Below are 25921 nucleotides of genomic sequence, written 5' to 3'. Positions count from 1 at the left end.
GTGGACAAATGATTACTTTTTGAACAACCTCTAAAATGAGAGTGAGGCATGCAGCATGGCTAACGCATTACTAAGCATTCAAATTATTCCGAAAACATTAAACTACGAGGATGTCATTCCTTACGTGGATCGTGCAATTGCGGTGATCAATAACGCCGGCGTGAAATATCGCGTCGCACCGCTCGAGACGACGATGGAAGGCGAACTCAGCGACCTGCTCGACATCGTGAAGGTTATGAATGAAGCGATGATCGACGATGGTTGTCCAGCCGTAATCTCGCAGGTCAAGATTTTCTACAACCCAACCCATGGCGCATCCATGGAGAAGTTAACGAAAAAATATGATTAAGGATGTTGGAGAAGATGAGGAATAAACGTTGGTTCCAAGCAGGATGGCCGCCCGTGGCCGTCCTCTTCTCTTTTCTTGTGATCTGGCAATGTGCGGTGACCTGGGGGCATATCGAGGAATTTTTGCTGCCGAGTCCGCTGCGCATCCTAGAAGTATTCACTCAGGCAGATGTGCGTGCACGGTTATGGATGCATGCCGCTTCGACGATTCGCATTACGCTGCTCGGTTTAGGAAGCGGGATTGGACTGGGTATCGTACTAGCCGTCCTCTTGCACATCATCCCGTTTCTTCGATCCGGGATTTACCCGCTGCTCATCTTAACGCAGAACGTGCCGATCGTCGCGACGGGGCCGCTCCTCATCATCTGGTTGGGATACGGGATTGCACCGAAGGTTGTCCTCATTATGCTCGTCTGCTTCTTCCCTGTCGTCGTGTCGACGTTGACTGGACTCTCGCAGCCAGACCCGCAATACTTGAATTATATGCAGATGATCGGTGCGACGAAGCGGCAAATGCTATGGAAGCTAGAGCTGCCGAATGCACTACCATATCTTTTCTCGGGCATGAAGCTCGCGGCTTCCTATAGCGTCATTACGGCGGTTGCAGCGGAGTGGCTCGGTGCCAAGGAAGGGCTCGGGACGTATATCAAACTATCGGCGAATGGCTTCATGACGGCGCAAGTCTTCGCGACGATCGTCGTTATCGTAGCAGTGAGCTTGTCTTTATTCGGGATCTTCGCCCTGCTCGCGAAGTGGGCGGTGCGCTGGAAAATCAAGAACGGAGGTCGATGATCGGCATGAATTCAATTCTAATGGATGGAGCGCAAGAAATTCCTAAACTTGAAGTGTTACAGATCGATAAATCGTTCGAACGTGATCGACAGCAGCATACCGTATTGAAGAACTTGACCCTCGCCGTACATCCGGGCGAATTCGTCTCGATCATCGGGCCTTCCGGCAGCGGGAAGAGCACCCTCCTCCAACTCATTGGCGGGCTCCTCCAACCTGACGGCGGCGAGATTCGGATGGATGGCCAGCGCGTCACCGGCAGCAAGGGCCTCATCAGCTACATGCCGCAGCAACCAGCGCTGTTCCCGTGGTACACGCTGGAACAGAATGTGCTCATGGCACTCGATATCGCAGCATCGAACGCCATGAAGCGCGGCGGCCGTGCGGAGGGCACTCGCACCGCCGCTTCGCGGGAATCGCGGCGCGAGCTGGCACGTACTTGGCTCGCGCGTGCAGGGCTGGGAGGATACGAGGATCAGTATCCTCAAGTGCTCTCCGGCGGCATGCAGCAGCGCGCCTCGTTCGTGCGTGCGATGCTGAGCCCACAGGAGCTGATCCTGCTCGATGAGCCGTTCGGCGCGCTCGACGCGCTCACTCGATTGCAGATGCAGCAGTGGCTGCTCAGCATCTGGGAGGAGCATCGCCGCTCTGTGCTGCTCGTCACGCACAGCATCGAGGAAGCGATCTACTTGTCTGATCGCATCTATGTATTGTCCGCCGCTCCGGCGCAGACGATCGCAGAATTCGAAGTGCCGTTCGCTCGCCCGCGCGACGAAGCAATCATCAACAGCGAATCTTTCATCCGTATGAAGCGGGATATCTATCAATTATTGCAGACAGGAAGTGTTCAGCATGCACAATAATTTCATACGTGCCATGGATGCGCATATCCATCTTGATCAATACACCCCGGAAGATCAGCAGAAGCTGTTGTCCGAAGCGGCAGCAGCAGGCGTAAGCCAGGTCGTTGCAGTCTCCATGCGCTATGATTCCACGCTAGCGACGCATGCCCTTGCGCAGGCTTACCCCGAGCAAGTCATTCCGGCCTATGGCTTCCATCCAGAGCAACCGCTCCCCTCGGAAGAATCGATCGCTGAGCTTCTGCATTGGATACGGGAACATCAGGACGAGCGGTTCGCTATCGGTGAAGTCGGTCTCCCTTACTACAACCGTATCGAAGCGGAAGCGACAGGACAGTCTTTCGAGCTGGAAGGCTACATTAAGCTTCTCGATCGATTCGTGCAATTGGCGCATGAACTAGATCGTCCAATCGTGCTGCACGCGGTCTATGAGGACGCGGATATTGCTTGCGATCTGCTAGAGAAACATCAAGTCACCCGCGCCCATTTTCATTGGTTCAAGGGTGCGCCACATACAGTTGATCGAATGATTCGAAATGGTTACTTCATCTCCATTACGCCGGATGTATGCTACGAATCCGAAATTCAAGATTTGGTACGTGCTTACCCCATCGAACAATTGATGGTCGAGACGGATGGCCCTTGGCCGTTCGAAGGTCCTTTCATGGGGCAGCAGACGCATCCGAAGATGGTGCTCGATGTGATCCGAGTGATTGCGGACTTGAAGTCGATTCCGGTCACGGATGCCGCATCGATTTTGTATAACAACACCGTGAAGTTGTATACTTAGAGGATTACAACCCGAGGTGATCTTACATGCGTATTAATCCGAAGCAAATTGCAGCAGAAAAAGCCGTCGAATCCATTGAGGACGGCATGATTGTCGGGCTGGGGACTGGCTCCACCGCTTACTTCGCCATTCAAAAGATCGGCGAGCGCGTACGTGAAGGACTGAAGATTCAAGCTGTCGCGAGCTCGACCGTCTCTGAATCGCTAGCCCATGACCTTGGCATTCCCATCATCCCCTTCGCTGACGTCGAAGTCATCGACCTGACGATTGACGGAGCCGATGAAGTGGATGCCAACCTACAATTGACCAAGGGCGGCGGCGGCGCACTGCTCCGCGAGAAGCTGCTCGCTGCGAACAGCCGGCGCTTCATCGTCATCGTGGACGAGTCCAAGGTCGTAGACTCGCTCGGCGCCTTCCCGCTCCCTGTTGAGATCGTGCCCTTCGCGTACGAATTGACGGTTCGCAAGCTGCAAGCCCTTGGCTGTGAGCTGACGATCCGTCAAAAGGACGGATCGAACTACATCACGGACAATGGCAACCTCATCGCAGATTGCCGCTTTGGTTCGATCACGGATCCTGTGACACTGCATACCCAGTTAAATCTGATTCCGGGTGTCGTCGAGAACGGATTGTTCGTCGGATTGACGAGCCAATTGATCGTTGGACATGCGAATGGCACATTAACCATTCGATAGTCGGAACATGAATAGAGCGCCCTAAGGAGTGACAACACTCCCTAGGGCGCTCTTCATTTCAGTCGATATGGTGCCTCGCTTCTACCAGTATCCTCGAATCCCCTTCTCCATCCGCACAAGCGCTTCAAGATAATAGTAGTCGCCCCAGATCATATAATCATCCGGACCACGATTGCCCCGCACATGGTAAGAACCATGCTGGATCAATCCTTCGGCAGCCGGCAAATCCTTCGTCGAATAGTTCACGACAAGCGAGCGCATCATGTTGTCGAGCGCCGTCTGGAACAGTTCCCGATCAGGATCGTTCGGCTCCAGCCATTCGAGCAGTTCCAGAATACCGCACGCCGTAATCGCGGATGCCGAGCTGTCACGCGGCGTGCCTGCCACCACCTCGACATCGAAATCCCAATACGCCACATGGTCTTCCGGTAGATGTGCGATGAAATATTTGGCCAAACGCTTAGAAGCATCCAAATAGACCGGATCCTTCGTGTATCGGTAACTTAGCGCGAAGCCGTACACGCCCCAAGACTGGCCGCGGGTCCAAGTCGAACCGTCCTGATACCCTTGGTGCGTGCCGCCTCGAATCGCATTGCCATTCTCTTGATTGAAATAGAACGTATGATAGGACGAGCCATCTCCCCGCACAAGGAAGCGCAGACTCTTATCCGCGTGCTTCACAGCGATATCATAATAGCGGCGATCCTCCGTCTGTTCATACGCCCAATAGAGCAGCGGAAGATTCAACAAACAGTCGATGATGATGCGCCCGCCGTTCTCCGGATCCCCTTCGACGCCCCATGCTTGAATCGCGCCGAAATTCGGACGGTAACGCGCGACAAGCTTATCGGCCGCTTGTAATGCAAGCTCCTTCGCCCCCGGATTTCCGGTGATACGCCATTCTGCTACGGCAGACAACGAATATAAAAATCCGATATCATGATGATCCAGCACATGGTGACGCACGAGTCGATCTTCGAAATTGCTTAAATAATTCGAAGCGGATTTCTTGAAAAACTCATCTCCGCTATATTCATACGCCAGCCACATCATGCCGATATAGAACCCTTCGATCCAATCATCGTTTGCGCCCCAATCATACCGCTGATTCTCTGTAATATGAGGGAGTAATCCCGGATGCTTCTCAATATTTTGCCGAATCGTCTTCATGGCCGCTTCAATCGCTGTTTGCCACATTGCTCATCACCCCATCGCGTTAGTATGGATCCTATTTGATTACGATAACTTCCTCTTGCCCTTGCTTGCGTCTGAGTAAGATAACCTCACCGAATACTTGCGTTCCGTCTACGATATACGAATCGATATGATAACCAGGCACCTTGTGGCAGATCAGCACGATGTGCTCCTCACCTGCGAACGCCGTATGCTCTCCAAAGGTCAGCCGAACCGCTTCCGCTTCACTCGACGATACGGGCTGTCCTAAATAATTGTAGACTTCGACCGCTTCTACTTCCGGCGCATGAAGCGATCCTGCTGGCTGCGGGAACAGAACGTGGACCATCGACGTGAATCCTGTCGCTCGGCTCTGATACGTGACAGCTAGATTATCTTCGATGACGTTGTATTCTCTTGATATGACGCTATCACGCACCGTAACGGTTAATCGTTCCGGATGTACGGGAATGATGCGAAGGTTCGCCTCATCGGGTGATACCGTACAGCTGACCTTGCTCGATTCATCGAAGATCACTTCGCCCGGCATGAAATGGAAATGCTGTTCGAAGGTATGCTCAGCCTTGCAATCGAAGCTATCCGCGAGCACCCAGTACCCCGGCTTCACGAAAATAATGCGGCGCAATGGATAGACGGGATCAGCCAAATGACGGTACCCCGTGTGGCTTCCTTCCGCATAATCGAATGCAGGCTCCGATATCCATTGCACACCCACTGGATCAGCAATTCGGCCATAAGACCAGGAGCTGTCATATGTCGAGAAGTCCATGCCGTCCACCGTCGTCGTGTTATGCGAATCGCATTGCTTCAGCAAGCGCCTAATAGGCGTGTGGTCCCCGTAATTATAACGTCCCGCATCTGTTAACAGATCGCGGCCATAGGCATGTATGTCCAGATGAAGCATATCCGCATGGCCGTGGCCTCCACCCATAAACCCACAGTGGAAATACGCATACGCATCCTGCTCGGACCACCCGGAGCGCATGACATAGTTCCCTGTATGACGGAAGGCAACCGAGGTCATATCCGGTTCAGACACGCCTAACTGATCATAGGTCTGAATGCCCTTCCAACCGAAGGTCCAAGCATTCTCAAAATCGAGCTTAGCGAATCCGCCGTATTTTAACGTCTCGTCTTCGAAATATAGCGCCCCTGCGGAGATGAAATCCCGCAGATCATTATTATCGCTATCACCTTGCAGCGGTTGATGATGGTTCGGCTTCGCAATGTAGAGATCGGCATAGGCCATCTTCCGAACCACCGCCACGATCTCAGGCTCAGGCGTAAGCCCATTATTCCGTGAGAGCAGACAATAATCCAAGTAGCAATGCAGCACCTCATTGTGATACATCGGCGATTGCTCCCAATGCAGTCCATCCTTCAGGACTTGCAGCCTAGATGTCTCTAAAAGCCGTCGCTCGCTGATCTCTCGCCAAACCGCAGACGATTTCCATTCTTTCATGAAAATCGACACTTCGAATAATCCATGGTTCTCGAGCACGCTCCAGTTGCTGATCCGCTTGGCTCCTTCACAAATCGTGGCTCCTATATATTCCGCATGTTCATAGAGTGATGTGAGCATCTTGCCGAGCAGGGCTGGCGTGAAATGAGGTGAACGCTTCATATAAGCGAAAGCTTTAATCCAATTCTCGCAGCGCAGACCCGCCTCAATCGATCGCCACGTTAGCCCTGGCGGCGCCCCCGGTTCAGGAACAGGGTTCCGATCGATCCAATCTTCGAGCTGCAAACAGAATGTCTCCGCATAGGTCTCATCCCCCGTCAAGACATAGGCTTGGCCCAGCGCAATCCAGTACCGATGCCGATTCAGCATATAGGTCCATTCCGGATCCTCTGCGGGGATATAATTCCAATCAATCGGCCCGTTGAAAGTTACGGGAATGTTCGTCCGCTCCATATCCCATGGGAATTGAAAGACGAATATATTGCGTGCGACCTCGTCTGCGGTCTTACGAATCAATTGAAGCTCGTGCGAACAATGCTCCAGCACATAGGACTTCAACTGCGGCAGATCGGATTCTTCCCAATACAGCCTCGGCTCGCTCCGATCAAGATAGTGGCGATGCAGCGCCTCATAAGCAGCTGCTTCATCTCCAGCCGCGAACATTGCTTGCACCGTATCCAGTTCTTCTACTTCCACTTGCATTCGATTCTGATGAATCGTCTCCCCTGCGCTCATCTTGTCGCCTCTTTCCTGAACTTTTGGGCTCTATAGGCCGCTGCTCATTTTAGATTTGTACTCCCCAGGTGTCATATCAATATATTTCTTGAACACTTTCGTAAAATAAGTTCGGTCGGAATACCCCAGCTTCAGCGAGATCATCTCAATCGTCTCATCCGGGTATTCCAGCATTCGCATAGCTGCCTTCATCTTAAAGCGATGAACATAATCCGTGAAATTCTCGTCAGTCATCCGTTTGAAATATCTGGAGAAGTAACTCGGATTCAAATACAGATGCTGTGCTACATCAACCGAAGTGACATTCTCGGATAGATGCGCAAGTAAATATTGATCGATTTCTTGCAGCTTCATGTTCTTGGCCTTGGTACTGGCCTGCAATTTCGTATTCCCGAGCAACGCATACAGCTTCATCGCCATCATCATCTTCGTATCCTCGGCATGCATGGTGGCATCCAGATATGTATAATACCGATTATCGATCATCGCCTTTGTCGATTGCATCTCGATCAATCGCATCGTCCGAGAGCACTCCTGAACCAGTTCCATCGGGTCGAGCTGTTCGGTTTTTGCTTTCTGGAACAGCTTCTCAAGCGATGCGATTGATTGATCCGTCTGCAGTGCTTGAACCGCGCGAATCAGTTCATCTCGCTCCTGCTGCAGCATAATTTTCGCATCCCCATATTTCGGCTTCAACTTGGCCATTTCCCAGGTCATGATCGCTTCATCCGCGTAATAGGCATAGTATTTCTCTTTCTGCATCTGACGGAGTGTCCCGCCTAATTGCTCGATCTCCAATTTGTTCGTGTACAGCACATAACGCAGCTTCACCTTGAGATACTGCTCGCAATTCTCCGACAGCTTCTCCAGATAGCGGTGTAGATATTGCTGCGCATTGAACGTCAGGCTTTGCCGATAATTCAAGACAAAAGCCCATTCAGCTTGATCCGTAAATACAGTGATGCCGTCATACGTTCTGGATAACTCCTGGGCGATATTATAGATCCCGTATCGAAGCGTCGAAATATCGTGATACGAATATCTCTGCAAGGTCCCTGTCAGCGAAATCGAACCTGACGCGATCATGAACATCGGATAGTCCCAACGAATCTCCAACTGCTTCGCGTATTGCAGGAGCAGTTGGGCCGGGTTACCCGCAAGAAGCCGTTGATAGAAGGATTGCTTGAATACATCAATATTGCGTTTGAACTGCTCCCGGTAGGAGTTTTGCTCCGACATGGCCACCATGGCTTGAATGGATTGAATTGACTTCATCAGACTCTTCTCCAACTGCATCGCCGTTAATTCATCTTTGATCAAATAGCCATCCGCATTCATCGCGAGCACCTGTTTCGCATAATGGAAGTCTTCATGGCACATCAAGAAAATAATGCGGACATTCGGTTTGATTTTCTTGAATTCGGCGCTTAATTGCAGGCCGTCCATCTGCGGCATTCCGATATCCGTTATGACGATATCCGGCAGCAGCTCCTTGAACATCTGCAGCGCCTTCACGCTGGAGTAAGCGCTTCCGATTAAGGAGAGCGACAGCTGCTCCCAATCCATCATCTGCTGAAGAACCTTTAACATCGGTACATCATCGTCAATGAGCATGATTTTGAACATTTCGCCATTCCCCCCAAACGATTTATGATGGATTCTAGTTATTCATAGGCAGCTGCATGATGACAATCGGCATGGTAAATATAGTATATATCAAGTTGTTCTTCAGTGACAGGACCTACCTGTCCTAAAACAGATGGTAATGAAGCAGCTAACCCGCTAAGACTTCTTTACGTTCGTAATTCCAGAATGATCGCCCGTCCGCGTCATGCGTGCTGCACCTTTAACTGTAGTGAAATTTGATAGGCGACGTAGTAGATGATTCTGACAAGGTTGTGTAAAATTTTGACTTTCTGGAGGTGAGGAAGAATTCGGCGGGCTTGTCTACATACGCAAAGAGTCGTTAAGCTAACGAGCAGGATAGCTCAAAAGTTTCGCGAATACCCTGCATATCTACAAATCTAATGATGAGGGATAAAAAAATGAAAATGAATAGAGAGTGTATGCTTCGCTATGGTAATGAAGATTTCGATAAAGATTATATGAATTGGGGATTTGACGATGAGGAGGAACAACTATTTATAGCAACACAAATGCTGTCGATCTTTGAGCAACAAGGTAGCGACATTATTGACATTGCATGCGGCTTGTCTAGATATCATAAAATATGGCTGCAAAATGGATATCATGTAACCGGTATCGATGTATCTAAAACGTTTATTGAACAGTCTAAGCATAATAACCGTGATTATCCGAACTCGAATTATATCGTTCAAGACATCAATCATATAAACAATAACAATCAATTTGATATTGCTACATGGATTGATCCAATCGAAATCACAGCCAAACCAGTTAGAAACATATTTCAATTATTAAGAAGTGGAGGCATGTTCATATATGAGATGTGGAATGAAAACTTTGGAAAGCTTAAACACCGATATACTTTCAATAAGACTTGGTCACTAGAGAATGGAATATATACGCTCATACGCCACGAATATAATCATGCAACATCAACAATTGAGCACGAAGAAACATATATAAATACAATGACGGATGAGATTACGATTAAATATATTCATTCACAAACCGTAAGCACCCATTGTACGAGAGAGTTATTCATAGCTGCTGGATTTGATAGAATCGAAATGACCACATGGGATGGTAAGCCTTTTGATCCGATTGATGATACAACAAAACGTTTTTTAATGATAGGGCATAAAAACTAAAACGCTGCTGCCGAGCCCCTTCCATATTTTTTTGCAAATTGATACACCGAATCAGCAAATGTTTTTTTACGTAATATGAGATAAGTAACAAGGGCCTCTCTGTCTTGCATCGGCACACTCCAATTACTAGGAATTTCCCGAATCACTTCTTCAATAAGGGCTTCAGGCAAAGCAGGCAAAGAAAGGTGTTGCCCTAATCTGGCGATTACGAATTCATTTACCAGTTCCCTTGTTCCGTGGAAATTATTTTTACATTTGACCGCATAACGGTTTCCATCATTAAATAACAACAAATGTGCAGCTTTTCCAGACAGCGTCTCCAAATATTTTATCGGTTCTAATAATGTCATCGCTCCCCACCCCTTCTTTGATAGCATCTAACATTACAATATTCAAAAATAATGGAAGCGTATGGAGAAAAGGGACATTATTTTTCAAACATGCCAATACTGGTAGCGGGTAAAGCTCTATATTCACAATAATATACGATATGAGGGATTTCGGAATTAAGCGGGGGAAGGACAGGCTTGTACAACGAAAAATGGCTACCGACAGATAGGCAGCCTTTTGAGCCAACAGCCTTATTGATATCATTTTCTATTAGACATTATTCGAATCATTCACATCAGGATCCCATGTATTTGTAGCACTCAAACCGCTATTATTAGTCATAAAATCGCCAATATTAAATGACCCCGGACCCGCATAGGATTTAGAGGTACTTTCAGGTGATAATTGTATTGCATCACCAATCTGCACGATTCCACCAGATGCTACGCTATTGATTTTTATTGCACCAACTATGGAAGGCATACATTCATACCACCTCTATTGGCAACCAAGTTTAGTTGACGAATTTGTTTGGATCTTGATTCACTCTCTATTGAACAATTTGAACCAATTTGAACGATCGAAGAAGTATCGACTCCCGTTATTTGTAATTCACTTACGTTTATAAATTTCGATTCGTTAACAATGTTCATCTGAACAGGAATCAGTTCTGTCGGTTCGGGAATTTCTTTCGAGAAAATTGAATATTTGTTAAAATCCCCATCGGTTTCTATATAGGTTGGAGTCTCTTGTTGAAATATAAGAGCTTTTGAATCAGGGTTCAATCTTAGGGCATCTCCAACAATTAGAATTGCACTCGACGAGATGCTGTCAACCTGCATCAGTTTAACGGATGAGATTCTTACCATTTTATTATCGTGCTGATCATCGAGTCGCTGGAACAATGTTCAACGATTCAGGGGGAGTATCAGACAGGGATGAACATTTAATATCTTTCGTATCACCGACCATCATTATAGAAGAACCAGATACACTTATAACACGAATTGAATTTACATTAATTTCTTTATTTACGACTGTCATTTGAATCATGAGTTTGAACTCCTTTCTTATGGTTTTGAATCGATTCGAGATGCTGCTCAATTGCTATTTGAATGTCTCTTTTTACATGATCCAATATAAATTGTTTAGAAGTTGACAAATCTTTATCATGATCAACCTGGTTCATATAATGATGGATTCTGTCATGTAATTGTTTTTTTAAATCATTCGTCATTCGCTGTCGATATTCATGATCGACATTCAATTGGAATTGTTTTGAAATGGAATCAATTTTCCCCGGGACTTCGCTCTTTAAATAATGTTCCATCGTGTTAGACGTTGAATCATAAAGTTCGGAATGTTTATCCTTCGAACTGTGCACCACACTGTAACCGTTTTTTGCCATCTCCTCAATAGACTTTGCTCCATCTGGTGTAACACCTATGACTAATGTACCATTTAAATTTTCTACTTTTAGCAAGTCAAATCGATATTCGATTTTATCGACTGAAATTTGTTTTTGATTTCTGAAATCTGTCAGTTCTTTTTTTATTTCTTCAACATTGGTTTCTAATTTATTTATCTTATCTGCTTGCCAGCTGATATAAGAATGAAGTTGCTGCAAATGACTGTTGTATCCATTTGAAGCCTGAATCATCGCCAATTCCTCCTATCAAAAATTTGTTATTTATCAACAGGCGGTAAAGGAACTAGAGGTGCGCTAGAACTGTTCTGCTCAGCCTGAGGCGAACCAGCTGTGTTGTACGAATTCGATAGTGGATTCATCGCACCCGTACTGCCAATCTGCAATATCGAAGAATTTGATATTGAATTTACATGTAAGTTCTGTATTGAAATACTTTGGTGGACAATAAGATTCATACGATACCACCCTAATTGCTCTCCGAGATACGTATTTATAACACATCGTATGAAGGCAAATGCCTATTTGTTACTGCAACATTAGATGAACACCTAAAGTCGTAACTTACATACAATATAGAAATTTGATTCGTGGGGTGACAAGGTTGAGCGAAACATCGAATAATACATTTGATTGGAAAGCTTTTGAAAAGTTCTTCGGTGGTAAATTCCCAATGCAAATGGAAAATAATATTCCTACGGGGAATTGGGTTGAAAACTATGTACAAGATATCCTAAGTAATATTCCTATAGGATTAAAAAAAAATAATCTGCTAAGACATGAAATTTTTCAAACTCATAATTTTGTATTTATCAAAATCAATATTCCTGACAGTATAAATATCGGGGATTTGTATATCTCTTCAAGTTCAAACCAAATAAAGATCGAGGGGCTTTCAGAAAACCAGCCTTATATTATTAAGCTTCCAGTATTGGTGAAGTCTCGAGATTGCAGAGCCAAATTCGAAAACGGTCAATTACAAATAAAAATAAGAAAAATTAAAGATGATCAAAAATTTTATGATGTATACGTTCATAACGATTGAAAAATTAGTATGAGATCAATGAAGTTGTTAGACCAAATTATTAATACGAATTGGGTTTCAAGCTAGCCGCGAAAATCGCGGTTTTTTTAGATCAGACAAACGTCGAACGGATATCCTTAAAAATATCGGGGTACACCCAAAAAGAGGGGGAAACCGAAATGAAGACGATCAAGTGCATGATGGACCACCTGTACTGGGCGGACGGACGTATCTTGGACACGCTCGAGGCGAGTGAGATTAAGAACAAGGACCTGCTGAAGCTGGTTCGGCACGTCGCGGTCGCGGAACGAGTCTGGCTGTCCCGATTGCAGGGGAAAGGCAGCGCGCAATATTCGTTGTGGGAGGAAGCGGAAGACCTGACGGCGATCCGGACGATGTTCGAAGAAAACGCCGAGCAATATCGCGTCTATATCGAGGGGCTCGAGGAATCCGAGTTGGACGAGATGATCGACTATGCGAACCAGAGCGGGGTTCCGTTCCGAACGTCCATCCGGGACATCCTGTTGCAGGTTCTCTTACATGGGCAATATCACCGGGGACAGATCAACCGGGCACTTCGGCTCGATTCGGCAGAGCCTGTCCAAGTCGATTACATCACGTTCGCGAGGCTCTGACCAGGCCTAATATTTTTGTGCGGGTCATTCAAAATCTTATCATGAACGAAAAAAATCGCTCCTCCTTCCCATACAATCGGGAACGAAAAGCGATTTCGCTATGAATAGAGTATGTCTCACCTATAAATCCTCATCATCCTCATGCTCCATCCACTTCTTCCTGGACCACGCCCACTGGAAGAAAACCACGAACGCAATCCCGCCTACGAGGGCCGCGAAGACCATCGTCCAAGCACCGCTCGTAAGCAGCAAAGGCAGCCATAATATCAGCGCGAGAATCAGGTGCGTCCGCCGTGCGACCTTCACGATCGCCTTCTTGCGGTATGGATACGGAATCGGATAGATAGACGCCCAGAACGAATATCGGTGGAACCGTCTGATGGCCGTCAATTGCGTTCCGATGATCAACAGCATGAACCCATACACCGGCAGCGCCCAATTCGAGCTTCGGATCCAATAGAGGATCAGCAAGCCAAGCAGCGTCAGCCGTATCACCATGCCTAGCACATCGCTGCGCAGCAGTGTTTTCAAATATAAATACTCGTACGCCGATGTCTGCTTGAATCTCACCCGCTGACCTATGGCATTCAACCACGTGCGTTTGTACACCTTCTGCGGCATCGACGGCACATCGACGAACCAGTTCAAGAAGATCATGAACCGCCCGCGCTGCTCCCGCTCTGTCGCAATGAGCAATTCCCACGGCACCGCATGCTTCCGAGGCACGCGAAGTGCGAGTATGTAAGTTACGACGACGATGACGCTGAAGACCACCGCTTTCCATGTCGGCTGCCACAGCCATACTGCGAGCAGCACGATCGAAATCACCCACCGTATGAGCCGGTAGCTTATGCGCACACCCAGCTGACTCATCCGACGTTCCTGCCAGCTGCCATAACCATTCAATAAATTAAGTGATAACAACACGCCCCATAACAGCAGGAATGGCTTCGGATCTTGATCCGCTCGAACGTAGAGCAGCCATAGAATGCCGTATACGATGCTTAGAATGATCAGCTTCGGCTTGATGCTATACCCTATACTTTTTCGAAAATACTCCTTCATCCTCGGCTCTACTCGCAGCAAATAGACCACATCTGCAGGCTGAAGGAAGGTCCGAAAGCTGCTCCACAAGACAAACGGCAGTAATACGATCAGACTCACCGTTCGAATCGGGAAGTCCACCGGAATCCGTCCTAGAAATCCAACATACCCCGCAGCACCACCGATAAAGATAAATCCTAGAAACAATAAGAATCCGCTCTGTCCCACATAACGGAAGTATGGGAATACTTCCTGCCAGAAGGCGCTTTTTCGCCGTCGCCATAACGATTGAAGATCCATCATCTACGCCCCGCCTTTAACGAGCTGATAGAAGATGTTCTCGAGCGATTCATCGCCGCGCGATGCATGCTGCTGCCTAAGCTGCTCCAGCGTTCCTTGCGCAATAACCCGCCCATGGTGCAGGACAATGAATCGATCACAGTAGTTCTCGATCGTGGAGAGAATATGAGAGCTTAATAGGATGGAAGCGCCGCGTGACTTCAGCTCTACCATGAAATCCAGCAGGTTCCGGATTCCGAGCGGATCAAGTCCTAAAAATGGCTCGTCGATCATATAGAGCGGCGGATGAACGAGAAATGCACTCATAATCATCACCTTCTGCTTCATCCCCTTGGATAGATGCATAGAGAAGGTATTGTATTTATCCTTCATTTGGAACAGGGACAACAGATGATCTACGCGTTCTTCATAGTCCTTCTCCTCTACTCCGTAAGCCATTGCTGCCAGTTCAAGATGCTCCTTCACGGTCAGTTCCTCATAGAGCATCGGCGTCTCCGGCACGAAGGCCAGGGAACCGCGATACACTTCAGGCGCTTCGGCCAGCGTCTTCTCTTGGAGCGTCACTTCGCCCTTATGCGGCTGCATAAGGCCCAGAATATGCTTCATCGTCGTACTCTTGCCCGCGCCGTTCAATCCGATCAGGCCGACCATCTCGCCTGCATTGACATCAAAATTCACATCATGGAGCACCGGCTTACCCGTGCTATAGCCGCCCGTTAATTGATTGACCTGCAATATCGTCTTCATGGCCTGTCTCACCTCTACCCCTTATTATAGCGAAGCAATGGGCAAGTTGCGAATAGCCGATCCAACAAATCCGATAGCAAACATCCGCTTCAACTTCTGACATCCCCGACATGGAACAGCGGCACACCGTGCGAGGCTACGTAAGCGCCCGACACCAGCAGCAGGATGACGATCAAGAACACGCCATCGCGGCTTGTAACTGAAGTCTTGTAATAATAGGTTCGCATCGAGGTGCCGGCTTGCGCTGCGAACCGCTTCGCTTCCATCGCGACAGCGATGCGCTGCGCACGGCGAATGCTCTGTGCGAGAAGCGGCACCGCATAGTTCAGCAGCCGTTCCTTCCAGCCGAGCACGGAATGTCCCGTACGCACACCGCGCACCGCCAGCGCTTGCTGCCGGATCTGGAGCTCCTCCCACAGAATCGGCAGCATCCGGAAGGAAGCCATAAAAGCATAAGCGTATTTCGGCGGTAAGCGCAATTGCTGCATCATCGCATAGAACAGCAGGGTGGGACGCGTTGTTAACGCGAATAACAAGCCCGTCGCCGCGCAGCTTAACGTCTTGAACCCGATATGGATGCCGCGGTAGAAGCTCTCTTCGGTGATGCGGAAGAGTCCCCATGACCACCACGTAGTCTCCCCTTTGCCGAATAAAATCATTGTCATCGAAGACGATACGAAAATCACGATGAACGGTAGTGTTAGCAGTATTAACTTACGTAACGAGTATCCGCTGCTCAGGAACAGCAAGGTGGTATATCCAATAAACTGATAGACGATAAAATCAAGCCGGTGCGTAAATAAAATAATGACGAAAAGCCCGATACATGCGACAAACTTGATCGCAGGATTCACATGGTGCATCCATGTCTCCCGTCTCGGCGTGAACCACTTGTTCATCTGCTGACCACCAGCTCTCTCCGCATCCGGGTCGTTGATGACGTCACAACGCCAAGTCCTTCCGTCATGCGCCAGATTCCTGTTGCAAAATGCTCTGCGATCCACGGGTCATGCGTGACCATTACAATGGCGATCCCGCGCTGGCGCCACGATTCGACCAGCTCGAGCAACGCAAATGTGCTGCGCGCATCCAATCCGAACGTGGGTTCATCCAGCAGCAGCAGCGGACGCTGATGAATGAGCGCCGTCGCCACGCTGAGCCGACGCTTCTGGCCCGTCGACAGCTGATAAGGGTGACGATGCCTTTCGACCTCGAGTCGAATCTCTCGCAGCATCTCGTTCACCCGAGGATCATCTGCAGCCTTCACAGCGTCTGACTTGGTTCGACCAAGCGATAAGCTAAGCTCTTCCTGAACCGAATTCGTCACGAATTGCAGCTCCGGATTCTGGAACACGAAAGCGATCCGATCCGATAGCACTTCCCCCCTGCGCAAGACGATGTCCTGCCCCTGCAAGCGATAGATACCCGCCGTCTTCAGCAATTGCATCATAGAGAGCAGCAGTGTGCTCTTGCCCACGCCATTCTCGCCGAGCAGCGCGATCCACTCCCCAGGACGGATCTCTGCCTGTTGGATCGTAATCCGAACCTCCTTGCCCCGCTTCCCCTGGAAATTTCGCAATTCGACCAATGGCGCCACATCCGACCCTACGGGGTTCGGATCATCTTCATGTATGAGTTGCAGGAAACGCGGAGAGGCAACATATTCGTCCCATACACCTGGATACCAGACGCCATATTCGATCAACCGCTGCTTCTCTTCCCTGAACAAAGACTCAGGCGCACCATCAGCGATGATCTGTCCCTGATCGTTGAACATGACAACCCGGTCCACAAGCTTCAACACATGATCCAACTTGTGCTCTACGATGATAAGCGTCCGATCGGCCGCGATACGATCGATGGCCTCCCAGATGCACACGGTGCCCTCTGGATCGAGCAGCGCAGAGGGTTCGTCAAGCAGCAGCACCTCCGGTTCCATGAGCAATACCGCTGCAAGCGCCAGACGCTGCTTCATCCCTTGGGACAAGCTCTGAATCGGAGTATGGAGGTCAGGAAGAAGGAGGCCAACTTGCTTCAGCACCCGCTTCATTCGTGACTCCATCTCCTCGCGCGGAACGCATTGATTTTCCATCACAAAGGCTAACTCTTCATCAACATACAGCATCCCGAATTGGGTATCCGGATCTTGAAATACCATCCCCCAAGAAGCAGGCATCCGCAAGGATTCGGCTTGCATCGGCACTTCAATGGACGTCGGAATAATGCCGCATAACACTTGCAAGAGCGTCGATTTCCCGCATCCACTCGGACCAAGCAGCAGCACGTTCTGCCCCTTTTTCACAGAGAAAGAGAGATCCCTGAATTGTAGATTCGGCTCTCCTGGGAATTTCAATCGCAGTCCTGTCACCCCAAGAACTTCTGCTGCCTCCGCCTGATCTATCATCTGTCTCTCTCCTTTTTTCACAACATATGCTATTTGTTCAACGCGTCATATTCGGATTTCGATACCGGTCTAACGAGGTTCGTCACCCCAGTCGCTTCAAGCGCCTTGACCAAGTAATACGCGAATAATCCGGTAATGACGATGCCGCTCACGCAGCGCAGGCCATACTTCACGAAGAACATCCATGGCTCATAATCTGCAATGTATCCATACGCATAGTCGACGACCATGGAGCCAATCGCTACGGCGACACCCGCAAGTGCGGCTGTACCAGCACGGTAACTGCGGTAACGGAATAACGCGAAAATAATCTCCGCACATAGTCCCTGTACAAGACCATACAAGAACAGCTGAATCCCCCACTCTGCCCCGAATAATAAGGATACATGGGCCGCAGCGAGCTCAGCGAGCAACGCCACGCCGGGTTTACGAATCAGCAGGAACGCGACGGTCGCTGCGATGAACCACATACCGTATACCAGCTCATCCGCCTGGAAGAAGAACGGCTTGAATACATCATAGACGCTCCCCCACAGCTTATAGATCACCCCGAACACCAATGCGAGTAAAATCGTGATGAGAATGTCTGAAAACTTCAATCTCAAATTGCCTTGCATACCTATCAACTCCTCCAACCGAAATGATATCTAGCGCAACAAAAAAACCGCCTGGCGGCATGCGCAGACGGTGAGATCAGTCTTGATCGTTGTTGGTTCGATATATGAGCATGCGTTCCACTTACGTTCACTTCGTAAGCAAAGACAGGTCACTCCATAGAATGATACGTTTCGTTACATCGAAACATGTCATTCAATCTATTCAAAGGAATGAAGCTCCATATACATCGATTAGATTCTCTCCGCTGGCATTATCCAGATCAGATTAACGGTCAGTAGCGGTGGTGAACGACTACAATCTCAGCCTGACTCCTCAAGCCCCCGTATCTCATATTCGGTTCATTTATTGCAATAGTTACACAATACAATACCCTGCCAAATGTTTCAAGTATTTCTCTTTAACCGATCAAGGTCTCGGATCGAAATCTTCCTCCAGCACCTCTTCGATGCTTCGCTGACGTCGGCTGCCGAACAACAGCTTCACGCCGCCTCCAATGAACAAGAGTGCAATAACGAGCGTCTGGAAATATTGCTGTACTTGATAACGAATGATTCTATTCGGGAAGTAGTTCTCGAGCATCGGAAGCGCGATCTGATCAAACATATAGTAGGCTCCGATCAGAATTAACCCGAATCCAAGCCATCGATTATGCGATGGAAGCCATCTGACTACAGGCGTATCGCTTAACAAATCGCCGCGGCTATAGCGGCTGAGCTGCTGCAGCGTATCAAAGAAGCTGAAGCACCAGATCAGCGGGATGAAGAAGAAGAACAACGACAGTCGCATGAAATCAAGAATATAAATGGAGCCGAGAAACCCAACCATCAGTTGTAACCCGCGCCGCTGTAATCCAAGATACATATGCCCGGCTCCCGGCAGGAGCGATAAGACCATCGCTAGCATCTTGCTGCGTCTGCCGTCTTCCCGGAACGAATCGAAATCATCGAATAGTGTACGATCCAATAACAAATCTCCTTGCTGCTTCCGATGGGCAGCCTGCACCGCATCGAACATGCAATACAGCCATATAATCGGCAATAATCCTAAGAAAACAGCAAACCCGCCTTGGTTCGTCACAGCTGCCACGAAGACGAGCATGGTCCCTAAGCCGAAGAAGGCAATCAGGAAGGACAACCCGCGGTGCATCAGTCCGAGATAGAAATGACCCAGCCCGGGAACGAAGGATAAGAGAATCGTGAAGAATCGCTCCGAATCCTGCCTTGGGGTCGGCGGCACATGTCCGTAAGGACCATATGGACCATATGGGCCAAGTCCTGCCTCTTGCAGGAACTGTTCACCGTACGTATTCGGGATATACGGTGTACGGATCAGATAGATGATCATATCCAGCATGTTGATGCAGCCGACGATGAATGCTGCAACGACGCCCATGGCGAACGGTGCGTCATCGCTCGTCGCTATAGATCCCAACACGCCAAGACCGAGCGCGCCGAAGAAACACATCGCATACAAGACCGCTCTAACCTTTTTGCCTACATAATAATGTCCCAATCCTGGGATGAAGCTCGCGAAAAACGCGACGCCTTTGCTTCGATAAGGTTGCAAGACCTATCCACTCCTTTGCACGGTTTTTGTCGTATCATTTCAAGGCATCTAGCCAACTAAAAGCTTTCTGAATAATGGATTCCGTCATGGAACCGCTTGGTTGATCGAGCAAGGCATGGGGCCCACCCGACATATTGTTGAATACGCCACTAATCAGCAGGACGAAGGTGATGGACGCCGCAATCGTATAGTGGAACATCGGATGCTCGTACCAATGTCGATGTCTCAGTTTCTCGCTTGCCCGCCCAGATGACCGAGCCGACTTACCGTACAATTGCTGCATCATGCGATCGGCGAACACATCATGGTCCTCAGGTTCGGGAAGCTCCCCTTCAACCGCGTCAAGGGCAAGCATGTACTCCGCCATCGCCTCTTCAGAGTGTAGCAGCAGCTCTTCCATGTCAAGCTGTACCTGTTCATCCAGCGTTCCTCGCATGTATGCCACCCAATCTTCTAAGCTGTACTTCTTCATCGCCAATCCTCCTCCTTCCAGTGGGTCCTAAGCCATTGTCTCGCGCGATACAATCGGGATTCTACCGTCTTTAACGAGATGTTGCATTCCGTCGCAATTTGGTCGTATGACTTCTCCTCCAAATAGTACGATTCAATCATTTGACGGTGAAGCTCGGGAATGAGATCGAGCTGCGCACGGATGCGTGCCTGACGATCGCGATGAATCACTTCCGTAAGCACGTCGTTCTCGATGCTGCTGGCGACGAACGGACGATTTCCTTCCGCCACCTCTACATCTTCCACAACCTCTTCACGCCTTCGGTTTAGCTTCCGTTTATAATCAATTGCTTTATTAAGCGCAATTCGGGATATCCATGTCTTCAATCCTTTGGACTCATACTGGGGGAGAGACCGGTGGATCTGAATGAATACATTCTGCGCGATATCTTCTGCATCCGTGCGATCACGGACAACCGAATACGCGACTTGGAATATATGTCCGTGAAATCGGTCGATCAACTGACGGAATGCAGCTGATTCGCCGCGCCGAATTCGCGCCACGAGTTCTTCATCTTCGATGTGACTCTCCCCCCTCCTGTTTATATAGACGCACCTCAATTCGATACCCCCTGCACATTCTATCTTACTTTTTTCAATAAAAAAACAGAGACATTGTCATATGTCTCTGTTAATGTATGGTAGATTTATAAGACTTCTTCATCATCGTCGCCCTAGGCTTGACCTGATACCTTGTACGCCAGTATGGATCCACCATCTCATCTACTCTGACGCAGGCATACCCCTGCTGCAGAACCTCCTTCAGCACGGCATCCAGACCTGCAATCATCTGCAGCGGCGCATCCGCATCAGCACCAAATGTCTCGCCTGAATCATGCAACACCACGATAGCGCCTGGTGTGATCCGTCGCATCAGCTTGTTTCTCAACCTTTCTGCTGTCGTGGATCGCTTCCAATCGCCGACCATGACCGACCACAACACGATGCGATAGCCGCTTCGCTTACGGAAGTTGAAGAGATCCCCTAAATTCAGTATCCCCCATGGCGGTCGATAGCACGTAGGGCGTTCGCCCGTAATCCGCTCAACGATGTCAGCCGACATTTCCACCTGCTCCCGCAGTACTTCACCCGGCGTCATGGCCCAATTCGGGGTATGCGTATAATTGTGGATGCCGATTTGATGTCCTTCCCGATGCATACGGCGAATGATGTCCGGATATTTCTCGGCCTCGCTGCCGAGTACGAAGAAGGTCGCTTTAACCTCATGCGTGCGCAGCATATCCAGCAGAATAGGCGTATAAGTCGGGTTCGGCCCGTCATCAAAGGTAATCGCCACTTGGTTCGTCGCTTTTCCTCGGCGCACAACGACAAGTCCGCATATGCGGGTAATGACGAACGGAACCAGCATATAGAGTAGTATAAATAGAATGACAAATTGCAAAGCCGTCACGAACATGATGTGCTCTCTCCTCCTGCCGCGAATGACACTTACATGTAAATCATTCGCGGTTCCTTGTCCTTATCTTTATCCTTATCTTTCTTTGTGAATCGCTCGAGTAAAGCCTGCCTCGAGATGACGAGCATCCTGGGCTCCAGCTTCTCCCCCGCTTGCTTCACCCGCTGTTTCCCTTCAGGATGCAAGATCCGGAGCAGGTACCGAAGGTAGACCTTCGAGAATCCCTTGGCCCATTTGGACGCGATCGGATGCTGCTCAAATCCCAATCCATGAATAATCCCACGATGGAGCAGTGTGATCCCGGTGATGGCCTGCACCTTGGTCAGTTCCGGCGCGGTTCTCATCGCCTGGCTGATCTGCTTCATGCCGCGGCGCAGCATGCGTGCTGTCATGATCCCCGCTCGGTCTGCGCCAACGGCACGTGTCAGTTCAATCACCTGTTGATTATCTAAATGAAGCTCTCCGATCCAATCCCCCGCCGCAATCTGGCTGCCGTCATGGCACACGATCCGTTTGCCGTAGTGCCTGCGAATGACGAGTTTGCATATGCCGAACCGCCAGATCGACTCACTCCGAAACCGGGTGACAATATCAAATATACTCTCCCAGACCATCCACATCGACTGCGCGACAACCTTCCCATTTGACGTCTCCATCGTTATTCCATTCCTCCCTTTCCCTAGTTAGTTGATATCAATTTGATCGATTTTGCGAATCGCCGCATATCCAATCGCTGCACCGATGGCGCCTAGCAAAATCGGTACGATAATAATGTCATTCAAGTTAAACCCGCCATTGTTCGAGCAGGTCAACAATACGATGATGACAGAAGATACAATGGTCGTCGGCAGAGAATATTTACGCATGCCGAAGTAAAGAGGAATCAGTGCCATAAAGCTTGCTGCTAGCGCATTAAAGCCTAATTTAACAGCCTGCTGCAACACGAGCGTCATCGTCAGTTCATCCGATACGAAATGCGTAAACGAGTTGACGATAAAGTACAATGTACTCAAAAATACCATTGAAGCTACGATGCATAGGAAGGTAAAAATAATAACGACCAGAAGTTTGGCAGCAATGATTTTGTGACGTTTGATCGGGTACATAAACAAGACGGTAATGGTCTTACTATTGAATTCGTCGATGACGAATCGCCCCAGCAAGACGGAGGCAAAAATAATAAACGTCCCCCTCGCAAATACATCGATCATGGAAAATATCATATTATAATCTCCAAAAAGGGTCGTACCATCTATCTCTGGCGTATAGCTCATCAGCATCATGAACCCAAAGATGATCACATTAGCGATCGCAGCACCGCGAATATATCCCATGATTTTAAATTTTCTTAACTCTAACTTCATCAAATTAAGCACGTACTCCGCCTCCGTTCAACACTTGCAAGAAATAATCCTCTAACGAGCTGCTTTGCTTATGAATCGAATCAATAACCACATCATTCATGATCAATGTTTTGGTAATTTCGCTTTGTGCGATATGCTGGTCATAGATGCGTATGAACTGATTATCAATCACCCGAATATTGTTCAATTGAAGTTTGTCCGTTAAGACGTAGGCTGCTTTGCTGCAATCGTTCGTCATGATCTCAATATAATTCGTCGTCTCGCCGCGTATTTCGGCCATCGTAATCTCCCGCAGCAATCGTCCGCCTTGAATGACGCCAATCGTATCCGCAATTTGTTCGATCTCGCCTAGAATGTGGCTGGAGATCAATAGCGTCGTTCCATATTCCTTGCACAGCATGCGGAACACATCTCTTAACTCTTTGATTCCAAGCGGGTCCAATCCATTAATCGGCTCATCGAAAATAAGCAGCTCTGGCTTTGTCGTAATAGCGCGAGCAATACCGAGACGCTGTTTCATCCCAAGCGAGAAGGTCTTCACTTTCTTCTTGCCCGTATCGATTAAATTCACGAGCTCTAGCGCTTCATCAATCGCTTTCTTATTGTAGTAACCCATATATTCGCAATGCAGCTCCAGATTCTCGCGGGCTGTCAGCTTATCATAGAACACTGGATATTCAATGATGGTCCCCATCCGCCCCAAAAGGCGATAAGAATCCGGCGTTAACTTCTCTCCGAAAATCTCGATCTCGCCGCTCGTCGGCTTCACGAGATTCGTGATCATCTTCATTACCGTAGTCTTCCCTGCACCATTGGGACCGAGAAACCCGTAGATTTCGCCTTGCTTAATATTCATGCTGACATTCGAGACGACTTCTTGCCCTTGAAAAGTTTTGGTCAATCGATTCGTTCGTACAATATGCTCCATACTCTCTTTCCCCTCTCGCTCTCTCATATCTCTATCTTACTAGACGTCATTTTCTTTTTTCTTACTTCAATCTTACGAATTTCTTAAGCAAATTCCGTACACCCGCTTCTCAAGAAAAAACTCATGAAATGTGAGCGATCACCATTCCATGAGTTAGTACTGCACTTTTTTCAATTGTACGGTAAACACCGTAAGCTCATATGGGTTGCTGCGAAGATGAATGGATCCGCCCATACTCTCAACCAGCCGCTTCGTAATCGTAAGCCCCAGTCCACTGCCCTGATACGATTTATTCCGTGAATCCTCCAGCGTGTACATACGTTCAAAGACATGATCAATATGCATCGCATCAATGCCTTTCCCTCGATCCCATATATCCACATAGACAGAAGATTCATCTTCTCGGAGCGTCAGGCCGAGCTGCTTGCCATGACTGCCGTATTGAATGCTGTTCGAGATCAGATTGTTCAATACGCGGTGCAGCGCCTCATCATTGCCGAAGCCATAAATCGGATGCTCCGGAATCTCAATATGGACGAGGTACCCCTTCTCCGTAAGGATGTCGTAATAATCCAGTATCGTCGTGCTGCAACGTTCATTCATGAGAATTCGAGTCATCGGTATATCGCGATCCCCGGATTCCAGTTTGGCCAAGTCGAAAAAGTCATGGATGAGCGCTAACGTCTCTTGAGTCTTGGCATATACTTTGCCCAGCACCCGCTCGCGCTCATCTGCATGCATCGCCGGATCAAGATGCAGCATCTCGATGTAACCTAGCACGACTGTTAATGGCGTCTTCAGATCATGTGAAATATTCGATACCATCTTCTTCATCGACATTTCCATTTTGGCATAATCCGAGTACATCTGGTGCTGCGCCCCTAAGAGCCGGTTGATTTCCATCAGCAGCGATTGGAGCTCCCGGTCATCCGTCATAAGCAATAGCTTCTCATGAGTAGCCAGAGAAGAAATTCGCTCGACCTCCGATCGCAAGTGTCGCAGTTGCATCCGATGGCTGCGGCGATTGAGGGCCTGAACGATAATCATCCCTACGAGAATCACGATAATCATAGATAAGATTATCGTCATATTAACCGCCTTCCCACTTGTAGCCAATGCCCCACAGCGTCTTAATATATCGCGGCTCTGACGGATTATCTTCTATCTTGTCCCGCAGCCTGCTCATATGAACATTAATGACATTCTCGTCTCCGTAATAGTCGTCATTCCATACTTGGCTATAGATCTGGGCCTTCGTATAGACACGATTCGGATGCGCTGCGAACAGTCTCAGAATCTCGAATTCTTTGGATGTCAGTTTAACAGGCTCCTCATGCTTGAAGACAGCGAAATTATCCAGATCAATTCGCAAATCGCCCATTCTTAGCATATGCTGCTCCGGCGCAGCCTTCATCTCGATAGGCGCATACTGCGTCGCACGCCGAATGATCGCCTTTAGTCTCGCAGACAATTCGATCATCGAGAAAGGTTTCGCGATGTAGTCATCAGCACCGAACCCCAGGCCTAACGCCTTATCGATGTCGCCGTCCTTCGCGGACATAATCAAGATTGGTACATGGCTGTAAGCCCGAATGCGACGGATTACTTCCATCCCATCCACCTTCGGCATCATCAGATCGACGAGTACCAGATCGAATTTCCCTTCCGCCTGCTCGAACTTTCGTAGTCCCTCTTCTCCATCCGAAGCGACGGTCACCGCGTACCCTTCTTTAGTTAAATAACTTTCCACCATTTCCACAATGGCTTGATCATCTTCCATAATGAATATCGAATGATTCATGACGAACGATCCTCTCCACTCTTACTGTTACTTTTCATTTCATTAGTATAACAAAATAACCCTGCCAAGTGGGATTTTGGATCGAAACCGGGTACCTGTGCGTGGATATCCAAGAGCATAAAAAAAGGACATGTTGCAT

At 48.6% G+C, this 25921-nt stretch carries 30 protein-coding genes and 1 riboswitch; of the genes, 8 read left to right on the top strand and 22 right to left on the bottom strand.

Features of this window, described 5'->3' with window-relative positions:
* Positions 1-55 precede the first annotated feature (55 nt).
* The 5 genes from GCU39_RS30525 to rpiA are packed head-to-tail and all read left to right on the top strand — an operon-like array spanning position 56 to position 3482.
* The gene (locus GCU39_RS30525; protein WP_152396914.1) at positions 56-349 is read left to right on the top strand and encodes a thiamine-binding protein; all 294 of its coding nucleotides are present in this window, start codon (positions 56-58) and stop codon (positions 347-349) included.
* Positions 350-363: 14 nt separating this feature from the next.
* Positions 364-1140, top strand: coding sequence for an ABC transporter permease (locus GCU39_RS30520; protein WP_152396913.1), 777 nt, complete (start codon positions 364-366; stop codon positions 1138-1140).
* Positions 1141-1145: 5 nt separating this feature from the next.
* Positions 1146-2000 (top strand): ABC transporter ATP-binding protein, encoded by an 855-nt coding sequence (locus GCU39_RS30515; protein ID WP_407671617.1) that lies wholly within the window; start codon positions 1146-1148, stop codon positions 1998-2000.
* On the top strand, positions 1990-2787 hold the full coding sequence (locus GCU39_RS30510) for a TatD family hydrolase (RefSeq protein ID WP_152396912.1): 798 nt from the start codon (positions 1990-1992) through the stop codon (positions 2785-2787). The genes GCU39_RS30515 and GCU39_RS30510 overlap by 11 nt, the downstream gene beginning before the upstream one ends.
* Before the next feature lie 32 nt (positions 2788-2819).
* Positions 2820-3482, top strand: coding sequence for a ribose-5-phosphate isomerase RpiA (rpiA, locus tag GCU39_RS30505; protein WP_152397504.1), 663 nt, complete (start codon positions 2820-2822; stop codon positions 3480-3482).
* Between the two features lie 81 nt (positions 3483-3563).
* Here rpiA and GCU39_RS30500 read toward each other — a convergent pair whose 3' ends face one another.
* Genes GCU39_RS30500 through GCU39_RS30490 form a run of 3 tightly spaced genes read right to left on the bottom strand, consistent with a single transcriptional unit; the run spans position 3564 to position 8499 of the window.
* Entirely contained in the window at positions 3564-4679 is a 1116-nt protein-coding gene (locus GCU39_RS30500) for a glycoside hydrolase family 88 protein (RefSeq protein ID WP_152396911.1), read from the bottom strand.
* 31 nt (positions 4680-4710) lie between these two features.
* Complete coding sequence (locus tag GCU39_RS30495) at positions 4711-6873, bottom strand: alginate lyase family protein (RefSeq protein ID WP_152396910.1); 2163 nt, start codon at positions 6871-6873, stop codon at positions 4711-4713.
* A 30-nt stretch (positions 6874-6903) separates the two neighbouring features.
* A complete protein-coding gene (locus GCU39_RS30490) occupies positions 6904-8499 on the bottom strand; it encodes a response regulator transcription factor (protein WP_152396909.1) in 1596 nt (531 codons plus the stop codon).
* 419 nt (positions 8500-8918) lie between these two features.
* Here GCU39_RS30490 and GCU39_RS30485 point away from each other — a divergent pair, with 419 nt between their 5' ends.
* Entirely contained in the window at positions 8919-9668 is a 750-nt protein-coding gene (locus GCU39_RS30485; protein ID WP_193726690.1) for a class I SAM-dependent methyltransferase, read from the top strand.
* Here the strand turns inward: GCU39_RS30485 and GCU39_RS30480 are convergent.
* The 5 genes from GCU39_RS30480 to GCU39_RS30455 all read right to left on the bottom strand — a co-directional run bounded on the left by GCU39_RS30480 (position 9665) and on the right by GCU39_RS30455 (position 11882).
* Entirely contained in the window at positions 9665-10018 is a 354-nt protein-coding gene (locus GCU39_RS30480) for a hypothetical protein (protein WP_152396907.1), read from the bottom strand. The genes GCU39_RS30485 and GCU39_RS30480 overlap by 4 nt on opposite strands.
* Before the next feature lie 250 nt (positions 10019-10268).
* Positions 10269-10481 (bottom strand): spore germination protein, encoded by a 213-nt coding sequence (locus tag GCU39_RS30475; protein ID WP_152396906.1) that lies wholly within the window; start codon positions 10479-10481, stop codon positions 10269-10271.
* Complete coding sequence (locus GCU39_RS30470; protein WP_193726689.1) at positions 10469-10840, bottom strand: spore germination protein GerPE; 372 nt, start codon at positions 10838-10840, stop codon at positions 10469-10471. The genes GCU39_RS30475 and GCU39_RS30470 overlap by 13 nt, the downstream gene beginning before the upstream one ends.
* A gap of 185 nt (positions 10841-11025) precedes the next feature.
* Positions 11026-11658, bottom strand: a complete 633-nt coding sequence (gene gerPC, locus GCU39_RS30460; protein ID WP_152396904.1) for a spore germination protein GerPC — start codon at positions 11656-11658, stop codon at positions 11026-11028.
* 26 nt (positions 11659-11684) lie between these two features.
* Positions 11685-11882: a spore germination protein GerPB gene (locus GCU39_RS30455; RefSeq protein ID WP_152396903.1), complete on the bottom strand. Its 198-nt coding sequence runs from the start codon at positions 11880-11882 to the stop codon at positions 11685-11687.
* A 146-nt stretch (positions 11883-12028) separates the two neighbouring features.
* Between GCU39_RS30455 and GCU39_RS30450 the strand changes: the two genes are divergently transcribed.
* Together GCU39_RS30450 and GCU39_RS30445 are read left to right on the top strand one after the other, a co-directional pair.
* Positions 12029-12469: an Hsp20/alpha crystallin family protein gene (locus tag GCU39_RS30450; RefSeq protein WP_152396902.1), complete on the top strand. Its 441-nt coding sequence runs from the start codon at positions 12029-12031 to the stop codon at positions 12467-12469.
* Between the two features lie 158 nt (positions 12470-12627).
* Entirely contained in the window at positions 12628-13083 is a 456-nt protein-coding gene (locus GCU39_RS30445; RefSeq protein WP_152396901.1) for a DinB family protein, read from the top strand.
* A gap of 120 nt (positions 13084-13203) precedes the next feature.
* Here the strand turns inward: GCU39_RS30445 and GCU39_RS30440 are convergent, their stop codons facing one another.
* The 14 genes from GCU39_RS30440 to GCU39_RS30375 all read right to left on the bottom strand — a co-directional run bounded on the left by GCU39_RS30440 (position 13204) and on the right by GCU39_RS30375 (position 25782).
* A complete protein-coding gene (locus tag GCU39_RS30440) occupies positions 13204-14430 on the bottom strand; it encodes an ABC transporter permease (protein WP_152396900.1) in 1227 nt (408 codons plus the stop codon).
* Positions 14431-15174 (bottom strand): ABC transporter ATP-binding protein, encoded by a 744-nt coding sequence (locus GCU39_RS30435; protein ID WP_152396899.1) that lies wholly within the window; start codon positions 15172-15174, stop codon positions 14431-14433.
* Between the two features lie 89 nt (positions 15175-15263).
* The gene (locus tag GCU39_RS30430) at positions 15264-16073 is read right to left on the bottom strand and encodes an energy-coupling factor transporter transmembrane component T family protein (RefSeq protein WP_152396898.1); all 810 of its coding nucleotides are present in this window, start codon (positions 16071-16073) and stop codon (positions 15264-15266) included.
* Positions 16070-17578 carry an ABC transporter ATP-binding protein gene (locus GCU39_RS30425; protein WP_152396897.1) on the bottom strand — a complete coding sequence of 503 codons (1509 nt, stop codon included), beginning with the start codon at positions 17576-17578 and terminating at the stop codon, positions 16070-16072. The genes GCU39_RS30430 and GCU39_RS30425 overlap by 4 nt, the downstream gene beginning before the upstream one ends.
* A gap of 29 nt (positions 17579-17607) precedes the next feature.
* Positions 17608-18195, bottom strand: a complete 588-nt coding sequence (locus GCU39_RS30420; protein ID WP_193726688.1) for an ECF transporter S component — start codon at positions 18193-18195, stop codon at positions 17608-17610.
* A 220-nt stretch (positions 18196-18415) separates the two neighbouring features.
* Positions 18416-18530: riboswitch (TPP riboswitch) on the bottom strand.
* Between the two features lie 71 nt (positions 18531-18601).
* A complete protein-coding gene (locus GCU39_RS30415) occupies positions 18602-19762 on the bottom strand; it encodes a hypothetical protein (RefSeq protein ID WP_152396895.1) in 1161 nt (386 codons plus the stop codon).
* 34 nt (positions 19763-19796) lie between these two features.
* Positions 19797-20234, bottom strand: a complete 438-nt coding sequence (locus GCU39_RS30410; protein ID WP_152396894.1) for a hypothetical protein — start codon at positions 20232-20234, stop codon at positions 19797-19799.
* On the bottom strand, positions 20231-20776 hold the full coding sequence (locus GCU39_RS30405) for an RNA polymerase sigma factor (RefSeq protein ID WP_152396893.1): 546 nt from the start codon (positions 20774-20776) through the stop codon (positions 20231-20233). The genes GCU39_RS30410 and GCU39_RS30405 overlap by 4 nt, the downstream gene beginning before the upstream one ends.
* A 127-nt stretch (positions 20777-20903) precedes the next feature.
* The gene (locus tag GCU39_RS30400) at positions 20904-21689 is read right to left on the bottom strand and encodes a polysaccharide deacetylase family protein (protein ID WP_152396892.1); all 786 of its coding nucleotides are present in this window, start codon (positions 21687-21689) and stop codon (positions 20904-20906) included.
* Positions 21690-21721: 32 nt separating this feature from the next.
* Positions 21722-22345, bottom strand: coding sequence for a YkoP family protein (locus tag GCU39_RS30395; protein WP_152396891.1), 624 nt, complete (start codon positions 22343-22345; stop codon positions 21722-21724).
* Between the two features lie 27 nt (positions 22346-22372).
* Positions 22373-23065 (bottom strand): ABC transporter permease, encoded by a 693-nt coding sequence (locus GCU39_RS30390; protein WP_152396890.1) that lies wholly within the window; start codon positions 23063-23065, stop codon positions 22373-22375.
* Positions 23058-23981: an ABC transporter ATP-binding protein gene (locus tag GCU39_RS30385; RefSeq protein ID WP_152397502.1), complete on the bottom strand. Its 924-nt coding sequence runs from the start codon at positions 23979-23981 to the stop codon at positions 23058-23060. Before GCU39_RS30385 ends, GCU39_RS30390 begins: the two co-directional genes overlap by 8 nt.
* 153 nt (positions 23982-24134) lie before the next feature.
* Positions 24135-25070 (bottom strand): sensor histidine kinase, encoded by a 936-nt coding sequence (locus tag GCU39_RS30380; protein ID WP_152396889.1) that lies wholly within the window; start codon positions 25068-25070, stop codon positions 24135-24137.
* 1 nt (position 25071) lies between these two features.
* Positions 25072-25782 carry a response regulator transcription factor gene (locus GCU39_RS30375; protein WP_152396888.1) on the bottom strand — a complete coding sequence of 237 codons (711 nt, stop codon included), beginning with the start codon at positions 25780-25782 and terminating at the stop codon, positions 25072-25074.
* Between the last annotated feature and the right edge of the window lie 139 nt (positions 25783-25921).

The sequence above is a fragment of the Paenibacillus guangzhouensis genome (assembly GCF_009363075.1).
GTDB lineage: Bacteria > Bacillota > Bacilli > Paenibacillales > Paenibacillaceae > Paenibacillus_K > Paenibacillus_K guangzhouensis.
The sequence above is the reverse complement of the archived record's forward strand: the minus strand, read 5'-3'. Positions and strand labels throughout refer to the sequence as shown.

What these genes read in the sequence shown, in the direction of transcription:
- GCU39_RS30525 (WP_152396914.1), top strand. Translation starts at nt 56, where the DNA reads ATGGCTAACGCATTACTAAGCATTCAAATTATTCCGAAAACATTAAAC.
- GCU39_RS30520 (WP_152396913.1), top strand. Translation starts at nt 364, where the DNA reads ATGAGGAATAAACGTTGGTTCCAAGCAGGATGGCCGCCCGTGGCCGTC.
- GCU39_RS30515 (WP_407671617.1), top strand. Translation starts at nt 1,146, where the DNA reads ATGAATTCAATTCTAATGGATGGAGCGCAAGAAATTCCTAAACTTGAA.
- GCU39_RS30510 (WP_152396912.1), top strand. Translation starts at nt 1,990, where the DNA reads ATGCACAATAATTTCATACGTGCCATGGATGCGCATATCCATCTTGAT.
- GCU39_RS30500 (WP_152396911.1), bottom strand. Translation starts at nt 4,679, where the DNA reads ATGTGGCAAACAGCGATTGAAGCGGCCATGAAGACGATTCGGCAAAAT.
- GCU39_RS30495 (WP_152396910.1), bottom strand. Translation starts at nt 6,873, where the DNA reads ATGAGCGCAGGGGAGACGATTCATCAGAATCGAATGCAAGTGGAAGTA.
- GCU39_RS30490 (WP_152396909.1), bottom strand. Translation starts at nt 8,499, where the DNA reads ATGTTCAAAATCATGCTCATTGACGATGATGTACCGATGTTAAAGGTT.
- GCU39_RS30485 (WP_193726690.1), top strand. Translation starts at nt 8,919, where the DNA reads ATGAAAATGAATAGAGAGTGTATGCTTCGCTATGGTAATGAAGATTTC.
- GCU39_RS30480 (WP_152396907.1), bottom strand. Translation starts at nt 10,018, where the DNA reads ATGACATTATTAGAACCGATAAAATATTTGGAGACGCTGTCTGGAAAA.
- GCU39_RS30475 (WP_152396906.1), bottom strand. Translation starts at nt 10,481, where the DNA reads ATGCCTTCCATAGTTGGTGCAATAAAAATCAATAGCGTAGCATCTGGT.
- GCU39_RS30470 (WP_193726689.1), bottom strand. Translation starts at nt 10,840, where the DNA reads ATGCAGGTTGACAGCATCTCGTCGAGTGCAATTCTAATTGTTGGAGAT.
- gerPC (WP_152396904.1), bottom strand. Translation starts at nt 11,658, where the DNA reads ATGATTCAGGCTTCAAATGGATACAACAGTCATTTGCAGCAACTTCAT.
- GCU39_RS30455 (WP_152396903.1), bottom strand. Translation starts at nt 11,882, where the DNA reads ATGAATCTTATTGTCCACCAAAGTATTTCAATACAGAACTTACATGTA.
- GCU39_RS30445 (WP_152396901.1), top strand. Translation starts at nt 12,628, where the DNA reads ATGAAGACGATCAAGTGCATGATGGACCACCTGTACTGGGCGGACGGA.
- GCU39_RS30440 (WP_152396900.1), bottom strand. Translation starts at nt 14,430, where the DNA reads ATGATGGATCTTCAATCGTTATGGCGACGGCGAAAAAGCGCCTTCTGG.
- GCU39_RS30435 (WP_152396899.1), bottom strand. Translation starts at nt 15,174, where the DNA reads ATGAAGACGATATTGCAGGTCAATCAATTAACGGGCGGCTATAGCACG.
- GCU39_RS30430 (WP_152396898.1), bottom strand. Translation starts at nt 16,073, where the DNA reads ATGAACAAGTGGTTCACGCCGAGACGGGAGACATGGATGCACCATGTG.
- GCU39_RS30425 (WP_152396897.1), bottom strand. Translation starts at nt 17,578, where the DNA reads ATGATAGATCAGGCGGAGGCAGCAGAAGTTCTTGGGGTGACAGGACTG.
- GCU39_RS30420 (WP_193726688.1), bottom strand. Translation starts at nt 18,195, where the DNA reads ATGCAAGGCAATTTGAGATTGAAGTTTTCAGACATTCTCATCACGATT.
- GCU39_RS30410 (WP_152396894.1), bottom strand. Translation starts at nt 20,234, where the DNA reads ATGAAGAAGTACAGCTTAGAAGATTGGGTGGCATACATGCGAGGAACG.
- GCU39_RS30400 (WP_152396892.1), bottom strand. Translation starts at nt 21,689, where the DNA reads ATGTTCGTGACGGCTTTGCAATTTGTCATTCTATTTATACTACTCTAT.
- GCU39_RS30395 (WP_152396891.1), bottom strand. Translation starts at nt 22,345, where the DNA reads ATGGAGACGTCAAATGGGAAGGTTGTCGCGCAGTCGATGTGGATGGTC.
- GCU39_RS30385 (WP_152397502.1), bottom strand. Translation starts at nt 23,981, where the DNA reads ATGGAGCATATTGTACGAACGAATCGATTGACCAAAACTTTTCAAGGG.
- GCU39_RS30380 (WP_152396889.1), bottom strand. Translation starts at nt 25,070, where the DNA reads ATGACGATAATCTTATCTATGATTATCGTGATTCTCGTAGGGATGATT.
- GCU39_RS30375 (WP_152396888.1), bottom strand. Translation starts at nt 25,782, where the DNA reads ATGAATCATTCGATATTCATTATGGAAGATGATCAAGCCATTGTGGAA.